This window comes from bacterium (assembly GCA_019695305.1).
GTDB lineage: Bacteria > UBA10199 > UBA10199 > UBA10199 > JAIBAG01 > JAIBAG01.
This window is the reverse complement of sequence record JAIBAG010000006.1, coordinates 68,437-85,870: the sequence shown is the minus strand read 5'-3', so window position 1 is coordinate 85,870 and position 17,434 is coordinate 68,437. Positions and strand designations below refer to the sequence as shown.

Sequence of the window (17,434 nt, the reverse complement as noted above, 5' to 3'; positions counted from 1 at the left end):
TAATAAAAGGCTTGAGGGAGGTTAAATGCCGTTTTCGTTTCATAGTATTACTCTTCTTTTATTTATCATTTCCGTTTATCTAGTTATTCGTCTTTATTTTGCCAATCAATATTTAAAAAGTGAAGTGAAGCGTAGACTTGAAATAGAAAACCATTTGTCACTGGTGATGGATAGTATGAGCGATGGTGTGGTGGTGGCCGATAAGAATGGTAGACTTGTTTTGTTTAATGCGATGGCCAATAAAGTTGTTGGGCTTGGCATGCAAGATGTGTTGCCCGATCAGTGGACCGAAACCTACGGACTATTTTTGCCTGATGGAAAAACGCCGTTTAAGATGGATGATTTACCTCTTTACCGTGCTATTAAGGGTGAAAAAAGTACGGGCGTAGAAATGTTTATCCGTAACAAAGATCACCCCGATGGTATTTTTATTAATGTGGATTCTAGCCCCATTTATGCAAACGCTAAGCTTGATGGAGCTGTATCTATTGTGCGCGATATCACACATCAGCGTAAACAGGATGGGATGCTGAAGGAAAATGAGCGTAAATTACGCCTGTTGCTTGATAAGGTGGCAGGTATTGTATGGAGCGTTGATTTAAATCTGATGATAACTTCTTCTTATGGTGCGGGTCTCTCTAAGCTTAATTTAAAGCCCGAAGAATTGGTTGGAGTGAGCTTGTATGATTATATGAGGAGTAAGGATCCGGAGTATTTGCCTATAAAGGCGCATTTAAATGCCATTAAAGGCGAATCGAGCCAATACGATTTTGAATGGATGGGGACTGTTTTTGAAACCTATGTGGAGCAGTTGGTTGATTTTTCTGGAAATCCTATAGGGGCTATTGGTTTATGTGTGGATATTACCAAAAAAGTAAGAGCCGAACAGGAACGATACAAAACCGAAGAGCAAAACCGTGCCTTACTGGATGCTATCCCCGATCTTATGTTTCGTATTGATAAAGAAGGGGTGTATCTTGATTGTAAAGCCCCTAAAGATATTCCTCTGCTTACTCCCGTTGAAAATTTGATTGGCCGTAATTTTAACACTATTGTTCCTCCCGAATTAGCTGGCCGTACAGCGGAGGCCATGGATAAGGCTTTTAAAACCGGAAGCGTGCAATCGTTTGAGTATCAATTGCCTTTTAACGAAAGTATTTATTTTTTTGAGGCCCGTATTGTACCGTGCGCCCCAACAGAAGTTGTTGCCATAATTCGAAACATTACGCAGAAAAAAATACTCGAAAAAGAGATTTTGGAAATTTCAGATCGTGTACAAGAAAGAATTGGCCGTGATTTGCATGATGGTTTGGGGCAAAATTTAACGGGAATTGCTCTGATGTGTAAAGGGTTAAGTCAAATTTTACAGGGTGAGGGAAACCCTCAGTCAAAAACTGCTGCTGAGATTGCCCAATTGGTAAATGAGAGTATTGCCCAGTGTCGATCACTCTCGCGTGGTTTATACCCAGTGGAATTAAAAGAAAACGGACTTTTACCTGCATTGGAAGAGTTGGTATTTCGTTGCCAGAACTATTACGGTATTTCATGCAAACTTTTGGTGGACAGCTCTATTGTTATCCCAGCCACCGATTTTGCTCTCCATTTATATCGTATTATCCAGGAAGCCATTAATAACGCGATTCGTCATGGCGAAGCCCAACATATCAGCATAACTTTGGGTAAAAAGGATCAGCTTATTCGTCTAGAAATTCAAGATGATGGCAAAGGCTTTTGTAGCGAAGGCGCGGGGGATGGTATGGGTCTTAACATTATGCGTTATAGAGCTAGTGTTATTGGTGCCGAACTGTCATTTCATTCCCTTAAAAATGAGGGGACAAGTGTGATTTGTACTTTCCAAATTTAATGCGTTTTGTATAGTGCTCACAATAATTTTACATAGTCTTTTTTGTTACAGGGAGGTTTTATGAATATGGAAAGCGTGGGCGTTTCGACCCGTAAAAAAGTAATGGTTGTGGATGATCATCCCATTATTCGTCACGGCATTATTCAATTGATCAATCAGGAAAACGATTTAACGGTTTGTGGCCAGGGCGGCGATATTCGGAGTGCGCTGGAAGCTATTCGTCATCATTATCCCGATGTTGTGTTAGTAGATATTAGTCTTAAAGGCGGGAGTGGCCTTGATCTTATCAAGGAAATGCGTGAACAGTTCCCTGGATTGCCGTCTCTTGTTGTATCCATGCACGATGAATCGGTTTATGCCGAGCGTGCCTTACGTGCCGGTGCTAAGGGTTATATCATGAAGCAGGAAGCTACCGACAGTATGATTAATGCCATACGCATGGTGTTAAAAGGTGATGTGTATTTAAGTGGTCGTCTCAAAGAAAAACTTATAGACAAAATGATTGATGGTCGTGAGTTTGATGGCCCTAATCCCGTTGAAAAATTAAGCGATCGTGAGCTGGAAATTTTTAGGATGATTGGGCAGGGGATGGGGACACGTTCTATAGCCGATCATTTGCGATTAAGTGTGAAAACTGTAGAGGCTCACCGGGCCCATATTAAAGACAAGCTTAACTTAAAAAGTGCCAACGAACTTGTACACCAAGCAATTTTATGGGTGGAAGGGAGCCATACATGAATGTTTTCCGCCGTAAACAAATTGTGACGGTGACCGATTTGGAGGTAACTGAAGAACATCATCATTTAAAACGTTCACTCTCGGCTTTTGATTTAACCTGTTTGGGAATTGGCGGCATTATTGGTGTGGGTATTTTTGTAATTACCGGTGTGGCTGCTGCTGAGTATGCAGGTCCTGCGGTAGTTCTTTCATTTGTTGTTTCAATGTTGGCCTGCATTTTTACAGCGTTGTGTTATGCGGAATTTGCTTCCATTTTACCGGTAGCGGGTTCGGCCTATAATTATTCTTACTCTACATTGGGCGAAATTTTTGCCTGGATCATTGGCTGGGATCTTGTGTTGGAGTACGTGGTTGGATCTATTGCTGTGGCGGTAGGTTGGTCTGGATATTTTGTAAAAATTTTAGAATCACTTGGTATTCATTTACCAGCCTGGTGTGCTGCGGCTCCGGGAACGGCGCCTGGTGCTATCATCAACTTACCCGCAGCTATTATTGTGCTTATTATTACAGGTTTATTAGTTGTTGGTATTAAGGAATCGGCCCGTTTTACCACGGCTATGGTATTTATTAAACTTTTGGCCATTGGTGTTTTTATTGCGGTGGGAGTGAAGGGGATTCAGCCGGTTAACTGGCATCCTTTTATGCCTTTTGGTTTTTCGGGTGTGGTGTCGGGAGCGGCTATTGTGTTTTTTGCCTATATTGGTTTTGATGCAGTTTCTACAGCCGCAGAGGAAGCTAAAAACCCGCAACGTGATTTACCTATTGGTATTATTGCCTCGCTTGTTATTTGTACTATTTTGTACATCATTGTTTCTGGAATTTTAACGGGTGTGGTTCCTTATACCGAGCTGAGAGTATCGGCACCCATTGCTTTGGCTATGGAGCGTTTGGGTTATAATTGGGGCTCTGCTTTGGTGTCGGCAGGAGCGGTAACGGGCCTTACCAGCGTGCTTGTTGTACTTCTGATGGGGCAGCCACGTATTTTTTTTGCAATGTCGCGTGATGGTTTAATTTGGCCCTGGGCTGCTAAAGTTCATCCCATATTTAAAACGCCGTATAGAAGCCAAATTTTAACAGGTCTGATTGTGGCTGCTATTGCCGCTTTTATAGATATTGGGACTGCGGCCGAACTCACTAATATTGGTACTTTATTTGCCTTTGCTTTAGTGTGTGGTGGTGTAATTGTATTGCGATATAAAGAGCCTAATTTGCATCGCGGGTTTCGTTGCCCCGGTGTTCCTGTACTTCCCATTTTAGGTATTATTGCTTGTGTAGTGTTGATGGCCAAGTTGCCTCGGCTGACCTGGGAACGTTTTGGGATTTGGCTCGTAATTGGTTTAGTTATTTATTTTGGGTATAGTTACAAAAATAGCGTTCTCAATAAGAAAAATTAACGATCGCGGCGGCGTACTTCAAAAAAGCGGCAGAGGGCCAAAATATCAACTGAGGCTCCTCCAAACACTGTTTTGATAGCCGTGTTGTTTTCTCCAATATACCATTGTCGTCCTATATCAACGGTAAGAATACCATCCAAAAAGCCAATTGATGCCCCAGCTCCCATTACCAGTGCCGGACTAAATGATCCCCAGTTTCCTGTTAAAGGGTCTTCATCAATTTGTCTTAATGCCATGCCTGTTTGTACAAAGGCGCCTATACTAATCCATCCCCATGGGTCGCCAAAACCAATAGAGCCACGGCCCACTAATCCCAAATTATTACGCCATACATCCACATTTCTGTCGCCGTCTATATTTAAACGCGTGCGTTGCCAATCGAAGAAAAATTCGCCTTCAGCTCCAACAGTCATGCGCGCCTGATTAGAGCCTCCAAAAAAATGCCATACTTGGCCAGAACGTAATCCAAAAGTGTTAAAAATGCCATTTATTGGTGTGTTTTTATCGCCGTTATATGTATTAGTTCCATCGCTACGCGTTGCTCCAATGGCAAATGTGGTGTGATGTGTGCCTGTATCGGTATTATGCAGCATGATAGGCATGGAGTCTGGCTTCTTTTTAAAAAGACTTGTTAATAAAGAGCTGTTGTCAATGGGGTTAGGCAAATCCAGAAGGCTTATATCGTCATCTTCGGTAGATACTGTAAATCGAATGGTATCGGGAACTATTTGGCCTCCACCTTTGGCTTTTTCATCGGCTTCACCATCTTTATAAGCCTGCTCTATGCGTGCCGATTCAAGGCCTGCCAACGTTGCAAAGGCGGCCGCTTGTGATCCGTAGGGGATTTCCCATAAGTGGGATCGGATAGAACCAAAATATTCATTGCCAAAAAGATTAGCCATGGCACTTAAGGCTCTGTCTTCTGCTTTAGTATTTTGAAGATTGTTGTATTGAATAACCCAATCCTTGAAAAAATTGAGATCATCGCCCATTAACTCTAAAATGTGAGGAGTAGATTGCACGTATTTTATATCCGATTTTACAGTTTGCTGAGCCGTAGCAATAACCTGTGCTAGGGCATCTTTATAGCGATCGAGATAATGGATATTGACGTGCTGTTCATGAGATAACGGATCGGGATGGTCATCATGAGGGTCGATATCTTGTTGCGGGTTGGAATGGGTTTCTTCGCTGTAGGTATCTTCGTAATAGCTAATAAGCGAATCTAAGTAGTTGCTGTAGGCTGTTTCAATGGCAAGAGCTAATTCGGAATATCCATTTTCAATTAATGTAATTTTAATTTGTGCCAAGGCTAGACGTTTATACAAAATATTGGCTTGTACCATGGTAGGAATTACATCGTGCGCCACTGCAGTATCTACCAAACGGCCTTTTCGTAAAATAAGTCCATGATCTATATCAAGCAGGGTTTCCAGCTTGTCCCACAAATTAGCTTTGGGAGAGCCTAAAAGTGCGGTTTGAGGGTCGTCAAAATGTGCCAATCCCGAGGCAAAAGTATTAAATGAGGGCCGTAATTTGTCTATTTCGGCGTCTACCAAAGCGGTATGTCCGGGTAAATGGTCTTCATCAATGCTTTTAAAAGTAAATTCAAAATAAAGTTCGTTGTCTTGAGGATTTTTTACGCCGTATTCCAGTACCATCATTTCGTTGGGATAATCCATTACCGAAGGAACCGTAATTTGTGGAAGAGGGGTATTGCGGTTAATGTGATAGGTGTTGGCATTTTGTGCGTCGGCCAAATTAGCATAGCCGCGGATATGCGCATGGGCCCCAATATAACAAATAACATCATCATCCGATAGAATATCGGATAATTGTGATTGGAGAAACTTGGCTAAGTCAGGAATATTATGATGTCCGCCCAGCATAAATTTGGCGCCGGGGTTTTCTTTTTTCTTCATGTATATAAAAGCTTTCACACGCTGAACTTGCTCGTATGACACATAACCGTAAATACCACCGGCCACGGCGCTGCTGATGCCCGTGTAATCCATAGTATCAAGCCCAATCATGTAAACCGGATGGTTTCCGTTTTGGGTTTGTAAATCTTCCATTTTAGCGGCCGTTGTTTGAACCCATCTTTCTTCGGGGCGTGCTTCTTCGTTATGCAGCTTGTTTTTTGTGATAGCACTAAAACTACCATCGGGTTCTTGTTTCCAAAAATCGCGATATACTTGTTCTAAATTATCCCATTGCCCCTGTGTGCCGTTAGAAAGGGAATAACTTTGATGATTACTTTGGGTAAGAACAGGAGGATCTAATTCGCGCCCAAAAGCAAAATGGTAAAGAGTTCTAACTAAAATATCTTTATCCAAAACATTATCGTTTCCACCAGCTTCGGGTCCGTGTACATTGTCTTTGTAATTACGGCCCATGTTGAGGCTAAAAATAATTCCTAATAAACTTCCAAAATTACGTCCCGAATTAGTTGTGCCGGCATGAAATACTTCGTGATTACCGATTAAAAAAAGAAGGACCCGGTTAAGAGGGGTGGCACTTTTAATTTTTTCAAGTGTTGTTAAAAAATATTGCAATTCATCAACCGTGCAAACATCGGTTAAATCGCCCATAGAAATATTGCCCTGAAATTCAGGGCCTAATTCCTCAATAACTTGACGGGCCAAGGCTTCGTGAATGTAGGAAATGCCATGCAGTTTGGCCGGTAGTCTTAATCCTGGGGCATAGCTATTAACAGCCTGAGAGCGAAAGGCACCCAAATTATAGGGGTCTTGGTAGTATTGCTCGTCACCAATAAACCCCAAATAATGCCTTTCCCCTATAGCGGGGGCATCGGAAGATGTAATTAGTCCCACACGTGGTGGTACAACTATGGAAGATCCCATGTGATTTAATTGAAAACACTCTGTAGCTGATGACCCCTAAAAACCGCTAGAAAATGCCAGTTTGATTGCCCATTTTTCTACACGTTTTATCGACAGAGTTCAAATAAAGTTTCCTTTTATTTTTAAGGGGTTATAACACAATGCGTTAAGTAGAAAAAAGTGCTCCAATAGGTGATTGCCTTACTAAATAATTAGGGCGCCCCTGATTGATAATTTGTGTAAATTTCTCTATTTTACACACAGGCCTTTTTAAGAGGGAGGCCTTAGGCTATGACAAACAAATTGATGTATTTCATTCATTAATTTGTTTGATCATAGCCTTATCCCGTTTTTTAGGATTCCTTAGAGTAGTAAAATCGTATGGCCTATTCCATTTTAATTGTATCCAGTAGCCAAGAACAGGCTGCTCTTATTTCTGAAGCTTGCCAACGTGCAAAAGCGGCGGCTATTTTATGTTGCCCTTCCTACGAAGCGGCTTTTGGGCCGCTGTTTATGAAACGTTGGGATATTATCATTATCGATATGGGGATGCGTGATGGAATGAGCATTCTTAAAAAAATAAAATTACTTGTGCATCACGATCAAAGCCGCATTTTGGCTTTTGTGAAAGATTCCATCAGCGAAGCCTTGTTTACTGAGGCTTTGGAAGAAGGTGCAACACATCTGCTTACCGCTAACGATTTACGTCAACATGAATTACCCCATTTAACGCAGTATTTTGAGCCCAAAGCTGTGGTTTAAATTTTTATTCCATTTATCATCAAAAAATCGCACTTGTTTAAAAGAAAAGGTAATTGAAAGGGATCTTCTATATTTTGCATTTTAAAACCCACAATATCAGCTGATTTTTCATTTTCCAAACTTCCAATTATATTTTCCATCCGCAACGCTTTGGCACCATTTACCGTGGCCATGGTGATAATTTGCTTGGCACTTAAAGAAGGATGGCTTTTATGAACCAGCTTTAATTCTTCCAAGAACGAAAAGTGATCGTTACTGGCGTGGCTATCGGTTCCTAGCGCTACAGGGTGGTTGTGCTTAAGATATTTTTCTAGTGGAAAATCTTGATGATTAAAAAAACGATGCGAGCCTGGGCAGTGTACAACGGGAATTTTGTTTTTTAAAACAAAATTTTGTTCTACATCATCCAAATAATTTCCGTGAATAAGTGTTAGCTTATTCACCGGTAAATTACTGTTGATGATATGTTTTAAACCACTATGTGATTCATATTTAAAATGCGGGGCTCTTTCTTTAATAAAATTGTGTAAGGGGCCTTGTTTGAGTGAAAAAAACTGGTGTTCGTCATCGCTTTCAGCCAGGTGAATAGAAAAGGGGCCTGGTTCTTTCATCAAAATTTCTTTGAGTACATTCGGATTTAATGCGTGAACCGAGTGGGGCGTGATTGAAAATTGAAACTGTGACGGCGGAAGGCTGGTTTTCAAATTTTGAAGGCTATGATAAATGCCTTGCCCCACATCATCCGCAACGCCCAAAGCTTCGGCAAATAAAATGCCGCGCAAAGGAGATTTTAAAATGGCTTCCAGTGGTGTATTAAAACTGATGTGATCGCCTACAGTAGTAACACCATTTTGCAGAAGTGTTTTGATGCCTTTATTAATCCCTGCATTTATTTTACTGTCATCCGCTTTCTGTTTGGCACTTACAATTTCTTTAATCCACGCTGTAAATGAACGGTTTTGAAGGGGTCCCATGGCTGTATATTCTAAATGGCAGTGGGCATTGATAAATCCCGGGAAAAGTACTGTATTGCTTAAGTCTATTAAGCTATCGGCAGATGAAGGAGAGAGGTGGCCGGCGGCTACTTTTTCGATTTTGTTTTGGTGAATAACAAGAGTGCCCGGAGAGATAATTTCTCCCGTCATGGTAACAAGGGTATGGGCATGGAGATAAATCACGAGGCTAGCGTGATGGGTTGCGACAACACTTGGGCATTGCCCGAGCGGGAGTTTTTAATTTCGTTGTAATAGGTATCGCGTTCATAGGGAGTAAAGCCCGCTTCACGAATGAGTGCTTCCATCTTTTCTTTTTTCAAATCCATTTCCTGTGGTTTTCCGGCCAAGCGTACCACGTTTTCTTCAATGAGCAAGCTTCCTAAATCATCCGCGCCAAAGCTTAAACCAATTTGGGCAATTTTAGAACCTTGCGTGAGCATGCTTACTTGAACATGGTCGAAATTATCTAAAAAGATACGCGAGAGGGCTAAAAATTTTAAATATTCGTAAGCGTGCGTGAGTTTCACATTTTTATTACGTTTAATTTTGGGGTGTAGCGGGGTGTTTTCGGGTTGGAAAGTCCAAGGAATAAACGACAAAAACCCTTTTGTTTTGTCTTGCAGTTCTCTTAAACGGCTGATGTGGGTTAAGCGGTCATCCACGCTTTCTATATGTCCCATCATCATGGTAGCCGTTGATTGTACGCCATTACGGTGAGCCGCTTCCATTACTGTAAGCCATTCATCGGCATTGCACTTACCCACGGCAATTTTATCGCGGATTTCGTTTACTAAAATTTCGGCGCCGCCACCGGGCATGGTTTTAAGGCCAACAGCTTTAAGGCGTTTGTAAGCTTCGTCGTATGTAATGCCTGCCTTAGTAGATACATGATAAATTTCGGGAGGCGAAAAAGCATGAATATGGAGCGAGGGATGATGCGTGTGTATATGGCCAATTAATTTTTCGTAGTATTCAATAGTGTGATTGTGATGAAGGCCTCCCTGCATAAGAATGCGGGTGCCGCCCATATCAAGAGTTTCGTTGATTTTTTGGCTGATATCTTCAAAGCTTAAATCATAACCTTCTTTGTGGCCTGGAGTGGGGCGGTAAAAAGCACAGAACGAACAGCGGGCCACGCACACGTTTGTATAATTGATATTCCGATCGATGAGATAAGCAACCCGTTTGTTATTTTTACGCAGCGATAATGTATGCGCTACTTCGCCTAATTGCAATACATCCGCCTTTGTTAGCAGAATTTTGGCTTCGTCGGTAGTGATGCGCTTGCCGTCTAAAGCTTTATTTAAAATATCCTCAATCATGTATAACGTTTAGAAGAGATAAGACCCAGGTTAAACAGGTGCTTTTCGTACAGGGCTATTCCCTCCATGGTTGTAGGGTTCATGTCATAATAAATATTTTCTGTCAAATAGGCCAAACAGGCCTCTTGGGGCAAAAAATGCTGGTTTTTGGCAATGTTTGTACGGTGTTTTAAACCTTCATCTTTAGCCACTATAAGTTTATTAATAAGAGCGTCCGATACGGGCTTATTGGAAATCCACGCGGCATAAGTAAAGGGTAGTTTTGCCCAATTATTCCAAGCGTCTCCAAGGTCATAAACTTTATAACCAGGCTTATTAAAGAGCAGGGCTTCGTCGCCAATGAGGAGTTCGGCATCAAAGTTTTTGTCTACAATCTGGATGTCTGTTCGCTTCCATAGAAAGGAAGAGAGAACCTTAAACAGTCCCACCGATGTTTTTGAATCGGGTGTTAGTTTTACCGTTTTAATGGCTTCTATGGATGGCAGAGAGTCTCTGTAAAACAAAAGAACACTTTTTACCGGGCCGCGTGATTGAATAACACCGGCCTGTAGATAAAGCTGATAATGGGGATTGTCTAAAAAACTAAAAAGAGGGAGTAAAGCCAGATCGAGTTCGCCATTGTGCATCATGCTATGTAGTACCGAAGGATGAGCAAGGGTTACTTCATTTTCAAGTCCCCACAACAGAGGTTTTGCATTGAGATAGGGAACGGCTCCAATTTTCATTTGGGTTCCACAGGCACGCCATTAACAATAGGTAAAAAGGCTTCGCTAGTTTCTATGGTGCATTTTCCGTAAATTTGGCGATCGTTAGCGGGCTTAATGTCGTCTACTACACCTCTATCCCATAACACAAAAGTATCGCCCAACGTGCAGCTTTTTGTTTTTGTTTTACGATGAATGGTGGGCCAATTATTGGTAGGATCAATAATTTTTTCTTCACTCACGTCATTTGATTTTTCAATTTTGGTATAGAGCCAAACTTGTTCGTAATCTACATAAATGGGATGGTGCTCGGTGGCATAAAAAGGTTCACCCCAAGACAGTTTTACCATCCATTCGTTAAACCCCTTGGATACTTTTCCGGCTTTAATATCGCGCTGTTGATCGTCGGTTAAGGCGTCAAACAAACGTTTGTCGTCGGGCGACATATTGTTTAAGCGGTATTGGAGGGCTGCTAATTTGGCATTAGTGCCCGGGATTGGTGTTGCCTGTGCAGAAGAGGGGTTAGTCTTCTTTTTAGCAAAAGCCAAAGGACTTACTAAAGTTAACCCTATAATAAGATAGCATACGTGTTTTTTCATAGTACCAGAATACCACTTATGAGCCATTATACTATTATACTTTTTTAACCTAAATTAACGCTTTGAGCCAAAATTTCTACCACATCTTGTGTTTCCATGCTTGGCGCACGGTCTTTAATACCATCGCTAATCATAATTTTACAGAAAGGGCAGGCCGTTGCCGCCATATCGGCACCGGTTTCTTTTAAATCGTCGGTACGCATATGGTTCACTTTAGTGCCAATTTTTTCTTCAATCCACATGCGTCCGCCGCCAGCACCGCAGCAGCGTCCATTAGATTTATTGTTTTGCGCTTCGGTAATAGTAACGCCAGGGACTGCTTGCAAAATTTCACGAGGAGCATCGTAAATTTCGTTATAACGACCCAAATAACACGAATCGTGATAAACAACCTTTTTATCTACCGGCTTTTCGGGTTTTATTTTTTCTTCCTTAATCAGCTGATTGAGTAAATCGGTATGGTGAACTACTTCATAATTGCCGCCAAACTGAGGGAATTCATTTTTAATACTGTTAAAGCAGTGTGGGCACGAGGTAATTACCTTTTTAATTTTGTATTTATTGAAGGTTTCAATGTTTTCCTTCATAAGTGTTTGAGCCAAATATTCATTCCCTAAACGGCGGGCAGAATCACCGGTACATTTTTCTTCGGTGCCCAAAATACCAAAGCTTACATTGGCTTTTTGCAATAATTGAGAAAGCTGTGTGGCTACCTTTTTGTTTTTATCATCAAAGTTGGCAGCGCAACCGGCAAAGTAGAGGTATTCCACATTAGGATCTTCAGCGAGCGTTTTAACACCCACGCTTTTAGCCCAGCTGCCGCGTTCGGTATAACCAATACCCCAAGGGTTGTAGTTGCGTTCCATATTGGTAAAACTGTTTTGTACCTCAGGAGCCATGGCGCCTTGCACCAGCACCAGGTTGCGGCGCATGTCTACAATTTCTTGTACGTATTCAATAAAGACAGGACAGGCTTCTTCGCAGGCACGGCAGGTGGTGCACGACCACAAAATTTCGTGATCGATGGTTTCTCCCAAAAGAGCCTTTTCATCTTTAATAAAGCCGGCTTCGTCCTTTTCAAATTCTTTGCCGTTTAAAGCGCCCACAAGTTTGCCCTGCTTTTTATATAAAAAGTCGCGCAAGCTAATAGTCAGTTCTTTGGGGGAGAGGGGTTTGTCACTGTTAAAAGCGGGGCATACATCCTGGCAGCGGCCGCATTCGGTACAGGTGTACCAGTCAAAATAATTTTTCCAGGTAAACTGCTCAATTTTATCGTTACCAAAGGTGGTGGCGTTTTCGTCCTCCAGGTTAATAGGGTTTAATGCACCGTAGGGTTTTAAATTGCGGAAGAGAACATTGGGAACGCCGGTAATAATGTGAAAGTGCTTTCCGTAGGGAAGATAATTAAGGAAGCCCAAGATAAGAGCTATGTGAATTAAAAACGATGTGCCGTTAATAACTGATAAAGTATCCGGCGATAAATTTTTAAGAAAGAGAGCTAAGAGGCTTCCCATAAAAGCACCGGGTTCTGTCATGCCGGTAAGCAGTTGATGCGAACCATCAAAAAACATGTCGGATACCATGAGGCTTAAAATGACGCAGAGGATGAGAATGGCTTCTCCCGAAAGGGTTAAGCGTTTGGGTTTAGTTACAATACGACGGTATAAAAACATGAGGATGGCAACACTCACCAATAATAAAAATGTATGTAAGGTGGCGCGATAAGCAAAGCCAAAAGCACCGTCCATAAAGGGTAGGGCAAAGTTTTTAGAAAAGCCCATGCCAAAAAGCATGATAGTACGCAGTGAAATAACGCAAAAGCCCCAAAAGATAATGGCGTGGATAATACCGGATTTGGGGTCGCGCTTTTTACGGAAAAAGCGCTTTTGGCCAATGGCGTAGGCGAGCATACCTTTGATACGAAGACCAAGTTGGTCGATACGGTTATCTTTACCCTGAGCTACTTTTAAGAGTGACAGGCGATTATACATAGAGTAGCTAAAGGCCGCTATGGCTGTAAGAAGGAAGAGTGCAGTGATAATAGGAAACATGGTAAAGCCCCCAAAAAATTTGTTAAATTCTTATCAAAATTGAGGGTTCTGTTTACCAAAAAGGGCCGAAACTACAATAGAATTTTGATCTCATTTTCCGGTTTTTTTTGCCTTGACATTAAGGCCGGTGGCTTATAAGGTCCCCCCCTCTATGACTCAGGAAAAGACAAATAAAGACGCAAGCCGCAGCTGGTATGTTATTGATTTAAACGGAAAAGTTTTAGGTAGAGCCGCTACCAAAATTGCCGATATTTTAAGAGGAAAGAATAAGCCTTCTTTCGCTCCCCATATCGACAGTGGTGATTTTGTAGTAGTGTTAAACGCTGCTAAAGTGGTGCTTACTGGAAACAAAATGGATCAAAAAATTTATTACCGCCACACTGGTTATATGGGCGGTCTTAAATCGCTTTCGGCTGAAAAAGTTCTTAAAACCGATGCCGAACGCGTGATTACCCAAGCTGTAAAGGGCATGCTTCCGCGCAATACCCTGGCTCATAAAATGATTAAAAAACTCAAAGTTTATTCGGGTTCGGAACATCCTCATGGTGCTCAAAATCCACAAGTACTCAGTTTATAAGGTTTCATTATGGCAACTCTCTCAACTAAAAAATTTTTTGGTGTAGGAAAAAGAAAAACCTCTGTCGCTCGTTTGTACATCACTCCCGGTGAAGGCGAAATTAAGGTTAACGAACGCACTTTTGAAAACTTCTTCGGACGTGCCGTGCTCCGCATGATTATCATGAACCCAATTGAAGTAACGGGAAATGCCGGCAAATTCAACATTGTGGCCCGTGTATACGGCGGTGGCCCCGCTGGACAGGCCTATGCTATCCGTCACGCTCTCTCGCGTGCTCTTCTTGCTTTAAACCCCGATTATCGCAAACCACTTTCCAAAAACGGGTTTTTAACCCGCGATTCGCGTATTGTGGAACGTAAAAAGACGGGTCATCGTAAGGCTCGTAAGAGAAGCCAATACTCTAAACGTTAATCGTTTTGGTTGTCTTTTCGAAATAATTCTTATCATTTTTTAGTAATTCCTTTATAAAGGAATCCTTATGGCTTCTTCACTTTCTGTAGGTATTGTGGGTGCTACCGGGTATACCGGCGTGGAATTGGTGCGTCTTTTATACAATCATCCCAAAGTAAAAATTACCTCGCTTACCTCCCAGCAATATGCGGGGGAGGCTTTTAGCAGTGTGTATCCCTCTTTTTTGGGGCGTGTCGATTTAAAATGCGAAAAAATTAATGTGCCGGCCATTAGCAAAAAAGTGAAGGTGGTTTTTTTATGCTTACCGCATCACGAAGCCATGAATGTGGCTGCGGCCTTTAGAGCCAGAGGCGTGAAGGTGGTAGATTTGTCTGCCGATTTTAGACTTAAAGATCCTTCGGTTTACGAAACCTGGTATGGACCCCACAGCCAAAAGAAACTTTTGCCTGAAGCTGTCTATGGCCTACCCGAAATTTACGCGGCCGATATTAAAAAGGCAAAACTCATTGCTTCTCCGGGTTGTTACCCAACCAGTATTACCTTGGGACTAGCTCCACTCTTAAAAAAGGGGATGATTTCTAGTGATGACATTATTTGTGATTCTAAATCGGGTACCAGTGGAGCGGGGAGGAGTGCAAAAGTAGATTCTCTTTTTTGTGAAGTAAACGATAGTTTTAAAGCGTATAATATTGCGCGCCACCGGCATACTCCTGAAATTGAGCAGGAACTTTCGGGCTTAGCCGGTGAAAAAGTAACGGTATTATTCTCCCCACATTTGGTGCCCATGGACCGGGGCATTTTATCTACCATTTATGTGCGTCCCAAAAGACGATGGAATACGGCCGAGCTGATAAAAGTGTATCAGCAGTTTTATAAAAAATCGTATTTTGTAAATATTTTACCAGAAGGAAAACTACCTACCACCAAAGAAGTGCGGGGTACTAATTTTTGTCATATTGGCGTCTTGTTTGATCCCAGAACTGATCGCATTGTGGTGGTATCGGCCATCGACAATCTTACCAAAGGCGCTTCCGGTCAGTCTATTCAGGCTTTTAATCTGATGATGGGTTTTCCCGAAAAAACGGGTTTAACAGGTCTGTCGCTTTATCCTTAACTTTTAGTTTTCTAAATGAGATTTACCATCCAGCGTGTGTAAAGGTTTAATATCCAAACCGGCAAGTGTAACGGCAAAGATATCGGCCGAGCGTTTAGGTCCTGGTTTTAATTTGGCATTGGTAAAAAACGGGATGCTCATATGAGCGCGATGGAGCGAGCCATGCGATGAACGATGTTCATACACTTCCTTTTTGCCTTCTCGTAAATCGTAACCTGGGCTTGCCGCGCAAATAAGATCGCCAGCTCTTTTAGCTCTAAAAATTTGTGTGCACTGAACCAATGCATCGGGGTAGGAAGTATCGGCTGTTAATGTAAGAGCTTCATCAAAACTTAAATGTTTGGGGATAGGCCCATATCCAAAAGGGTCGCTTCCATCCACCGTGTAGCTTAGCTGGTGATGATTTTCCTTTAAATACGCTTTACCGCGTCTGCTTTTAACCACCACTGTTCCGTCATGATTTTTACCCAGTACAAAATCGATAGCTTTGTTAGAGAGTAGTCCGTCTACTAGCCCGCTTTTTTCCAAAGGATCAAAATCGTGATGTCCCCTCCAGTGTTTCCCGCTTTTAACGTAAATATGGGTCATACTGTTGCCCGATACCATGTTGATGGCTTGGGCTTTTCTCCAGGTTTTGTAGGGGCCTGGCACATACAGTGTTTTTGAAAAATACTTTTCAACAAAAGCATCGGTATCAAAATGTTCTTTTACATCTTCGTGCCCGTGGTCACTCATGAGCATGAGGAGGGTTTTATCAAAAAGTTTCTTTTCTTTTAAAAACGCCACCACGCGGCCAATATCGTGATCGACACGTTTATAGCAGTGGAGTACTTCTTTGGAGTTACTTCCGTATTTGTGGCTAAATAAATCAACAATAGGAAAATAATAAAACAAATACTGCGGTTTTAAGGCCATTTGTTTTTTAAAATACTGAAATGCTTTTTCTTCCATGGCCAAGGCATCATTTTTTTTAACCACTTTGTAAAAAAGCCAGGGAGCTGTAAAAAAACCAGCTTTCTTTTTAAGAGGCAAACCTCGGTTAATGAGCCCCAAAATAGTAGCGGAATGGGGGATGTGCTCGTGCATGGTTTTAATGTTTTTGGGGATATCGGCTCCCAGCCTGTAAATCCCTAAACTAAAATAATCTCTAAAACGATGCGGTGAAGCCGTAAGGGGAGAGAGATGCCTATCAAACCAGCGTACGCCTGGGATGTTACACGTGCCAGGGAAAGATCCCGTCATAATAGGTGTAAAGGCTGGGCCTGTGGTAGAAGGAAAGCAACTAAAGGCCATGTCGTGCGAACCATTTTCAATAATATAGCGCGAGATGTTGGGGAGTTTTCCTTCAGCAATCAGTTTATTTAATATATCCACACGGGCGCCATCGATTAAAAAATGGATGGCATGTTCGTATTTCATAACAAACCTTCTTGGGACAGGTAGGTTAAAATTTCGGGTTTTGCCACCAAACGTGTAATGCTTTGATACAGTGCTTCTACGGCGTCATCTACTTTAAATTTTGTATTGCCCAAGATCATTTCAAAAAAGAGTTCTTTAAGCGTGCCTAATATAAAAATGGCCAGCATGTTGGTAGAACCATCGCGTACAAAGCCCATTTCCTGACCTTGTTTTAGAGCTTTTTCAATATAGGCAATTAAATGATGGTAAAACGCGGTTAATTTTTCATCGCTCTCGGCATCAAACGTAACCGATTCACACAAGAGTACACGCGCGTAATTGGGCTTTTTAACAAAGAGATTGGTGAGTCGTTTAAGATTACCTTTCATGGCGTCGGGAATACGGGTTGCGGCGTCGGTTGGGAGGGATTCAATTTCGGCTCTTACATCGTGGATAATTTCTTCTAAAATAGTGGCAAAAATTTCACGTTTGCCTTCAAAGTATAAATAGAAAGTCCCGCGGGCTACATCAGCTTTTTCAATAATGTCGCTTATTTGTGCCTGATGATAACCTTTTTGGCTAAATACCAATAAGGCTGCGTCTAAAAGTTCGCGTTTACGGGCTTCCTGCTTTTGAGTGAGAGGTTCTGCCATGAGAACCCC

General features: G+C 41.9%; 15 protein-coding genes. 7 read left to right on the top strand and 8 right to left on the bottom strand.

From position 1 onward, the window contains the following. Positions 1 to 25 precede the first annotated feature (25 nt). The 3 genes from K1X76_04625 to K1X76_04615 all read left to right on the top strand — a co-directional run bounded on the left by K1X76_04625 (position 26) and on the right by K1X76_04615 (position 3,996). Positions 26 to 1,864, top strand: a complete 1,839-nt coding sequence (locus K1X76_04625; GenBank protein ID MBX7148347.1) for a PAS domain S-box protein — start codon at positions 26 to 28, stop codon at positions 1,862 to 1,864. A 66-nt stretch (positions 1,865 to 1,930) separates the two neighbouring features. Continuing rightward, positions 1,931 to 2,602, top strand: coding sequence for a response regulator transcription factor (locus K1X76_04620; protein ID MBX7148346.1), 672 nt, complete (start codon positions 1,931 to 1,933; stop codon positions 2,600 to 2,602). Beyond that, positions 2,599 to 3,996: an amino acid permease gene (locus K1X76_04615; GenBank protein MBX7148345.1), complete on the top strand. Its 1,398-nt coding sequence runs from the start codon at positions 2,599 to 2,601 to the stop codon at positions 3,994 to 3,996. The genes K1X76_04620 and K1X76_04615 overlap by 4 nt, the downstream gene beginning before the upstream one ends. On the opposite strand, the gene K1X76_04610 is transcribed toward K1X76_04615, so the two are convergent. After that, positions 3,993 to 6,860: a hypothetical protein gene (locus K1X76_04610; protein ID MBX7148344.1), complete on the bottom strand. Its 2,868-nt coding sequence runs from the start codon at positions 6,858 to 6,860 to the stop codon at positions 3,993 to 3,995. The two genes, K1X76_04615 and K1X76_04610, sit on opposite strands and share 4 nt — an antisense overlap. Positions 6,861 to 7,220: 360 nt before the next feature. On the opposite strand from K1X76_04610, the gene K1X76_04605 reads away from it, so the two are divergent. Beyond that, positions 7,221 to 7,601, top strand: a complete 381-nt coding sequence (locus tag K1X76_04605; GenBank protein ID MBX7148343.1) for a response regulator — start codon at positions 7,221 to 7,223, stop codon at positions 7,599 to 7,601. Here the strand turns inward: K1X76_04605 and K1X76_04600 are convergent. From K1X76_04600 to K1X76_04580, 5 genes are read right to left on the bottom strand one after another with little or no spacing between them, the layout of a single operon-like run. Next, complete coding sequence (locus K1X76_04600; protein MBX7148342.1) at positions 7,598 to 8,779, bottom strand: amidohydrolase family protein; 1,182 nt, start codon at positions 8,777 to 8,779, stop codon at positions 7,598 to 7,600. The two genes, K1X76_04605 and K1X76_04600, sit on opposite strands and share 4 nt — an antisense overlap. Then, positions 8,776 to 9,918, bottom strand: coding sequence for a dehypoxanthine futalosine cyclase (mqnC, locus tag K1X76_04595; GenBank protein MBX7148341.1), 1,143 nt, complete (start codon positions 9,916 to 9,918; stop codon positions 8,776 to 8,778). The genes K1X76_04600 and mqnC overlap by 4 nt, the downstream gene beginning before the upstream one ends. Continuing rightward, positions 9,915 to 10,643: a menaquinone biosynthesis protein gene (locus tag K1X76_04590; GenBank protein MBX7148340.1), complete on the bottom strand. Its 729-nt coding sequence runs from the start codon at positions 10,641 to 10,643 to the stop codon at positions 9,915 to 9,917. Before K1X76_04590 ends, mqnC begins: the two co-directional genes overlap by 4 nt. Further along, the gene (locus K1X76_04585) at positions 10,640 to 11,221 is read right to left on the bottom strand and encodes a hypothetical protein (GenBank protein ID MBX7148339.1); all 582 of its coding nucleotides are present in this window, start codon (positions 11,219 to 11,221) and stop codon (positions 10,640 to 10,642) included. The genes K1X76_04590 and K1X76_04585 overlap by 4 nt, the downstream gene beginning before the upstream one ends. 44 nt (positions 11,222 to 11,265) lie before the next feature. Beyond that, positions 11,266 to 13,272, bottom strand: a complete 2,007-nt coding sequence (locus K1X76_04580) for a 4Fe-4S dicluster domain-containing protein (protein ID MBX7148338.1) — start codon at positions 13,270 to 13,272, stop codon at positions 11,266 to 11,268. Positions 13,273 to 13,423: 151 nt separating this feature from the next. On the opposite strand from K1X76_04580, the gene rplM reads away from it, so the two are divergent. From rplM to argC, 3 genes are all read left to right on the top strand, one after another. Beyond that, positions 13,424 to 13,849, top strand: a complete 426-nt coding sequence (gene rplM, locus K1X76_04575) for a 50S ribosomal protein L13 (protein ID MBX7148337.1) — start codon at positions 13,424 to 13,426, stop codon at positions 13,847 to 13,849. A gap of 9 nt (positions 13,850 to 13,858) precedes the next feature. Continuing rightward, entirely contained in the window at positions 13,859 to 14,260 is a 402-nt protein-coding gene (rpsI, locus tag K1X76_04570) for a 30S ribosomal protein S9 (GenBank protein ID MBX7148336.1), read from the top strand. A 67-nt stretch (positions 14,261 to 14,327) separates the two neighbouring features. After that, a complete protein-coding gene (gene argC, locus K1X76_04565) occupies positions 14,328 to 15,374 on the top strand; it encodes an N-acetyl-gamma-glutamyl-phosphate reductase (GenBank protein ID MBX7148335.1) in 1,047 nt (348 codons plus the stop codon). 3 nt (positions 15,375 to 15,377) lie between these two features. Here argC and K1X76_04560 read toward each other — a convergent pair whose 3' ends face one another. Then, a complete protein-coding gene (locus K1X76_04560; GenBank protein MBX7148334.1) occupies positions 15,378 to 16,793 on the bottom strand; it encodes an alkaline phosphatase family protein in 1,416 nt (471 codons plus the stop codon). Further along, positions 16,790 to 17,425, bottom strand: coding sequence for a TetR/AcrR family transcriptional regulator (locus K1X76_04555; GenBank protein ID MBX7148333.1), 636 nt, complete (start codon positions 17,423 to 17,425; stop codon positions 16,790 to 16,792). The genes K1X76_04560 and K1X76_04555 overlap by 4 nt, the downstream gene beginning before the upstream one ends. Between the last annotated feature and the right edge of the window lie 9 nt (positions 17,426 to 17,434).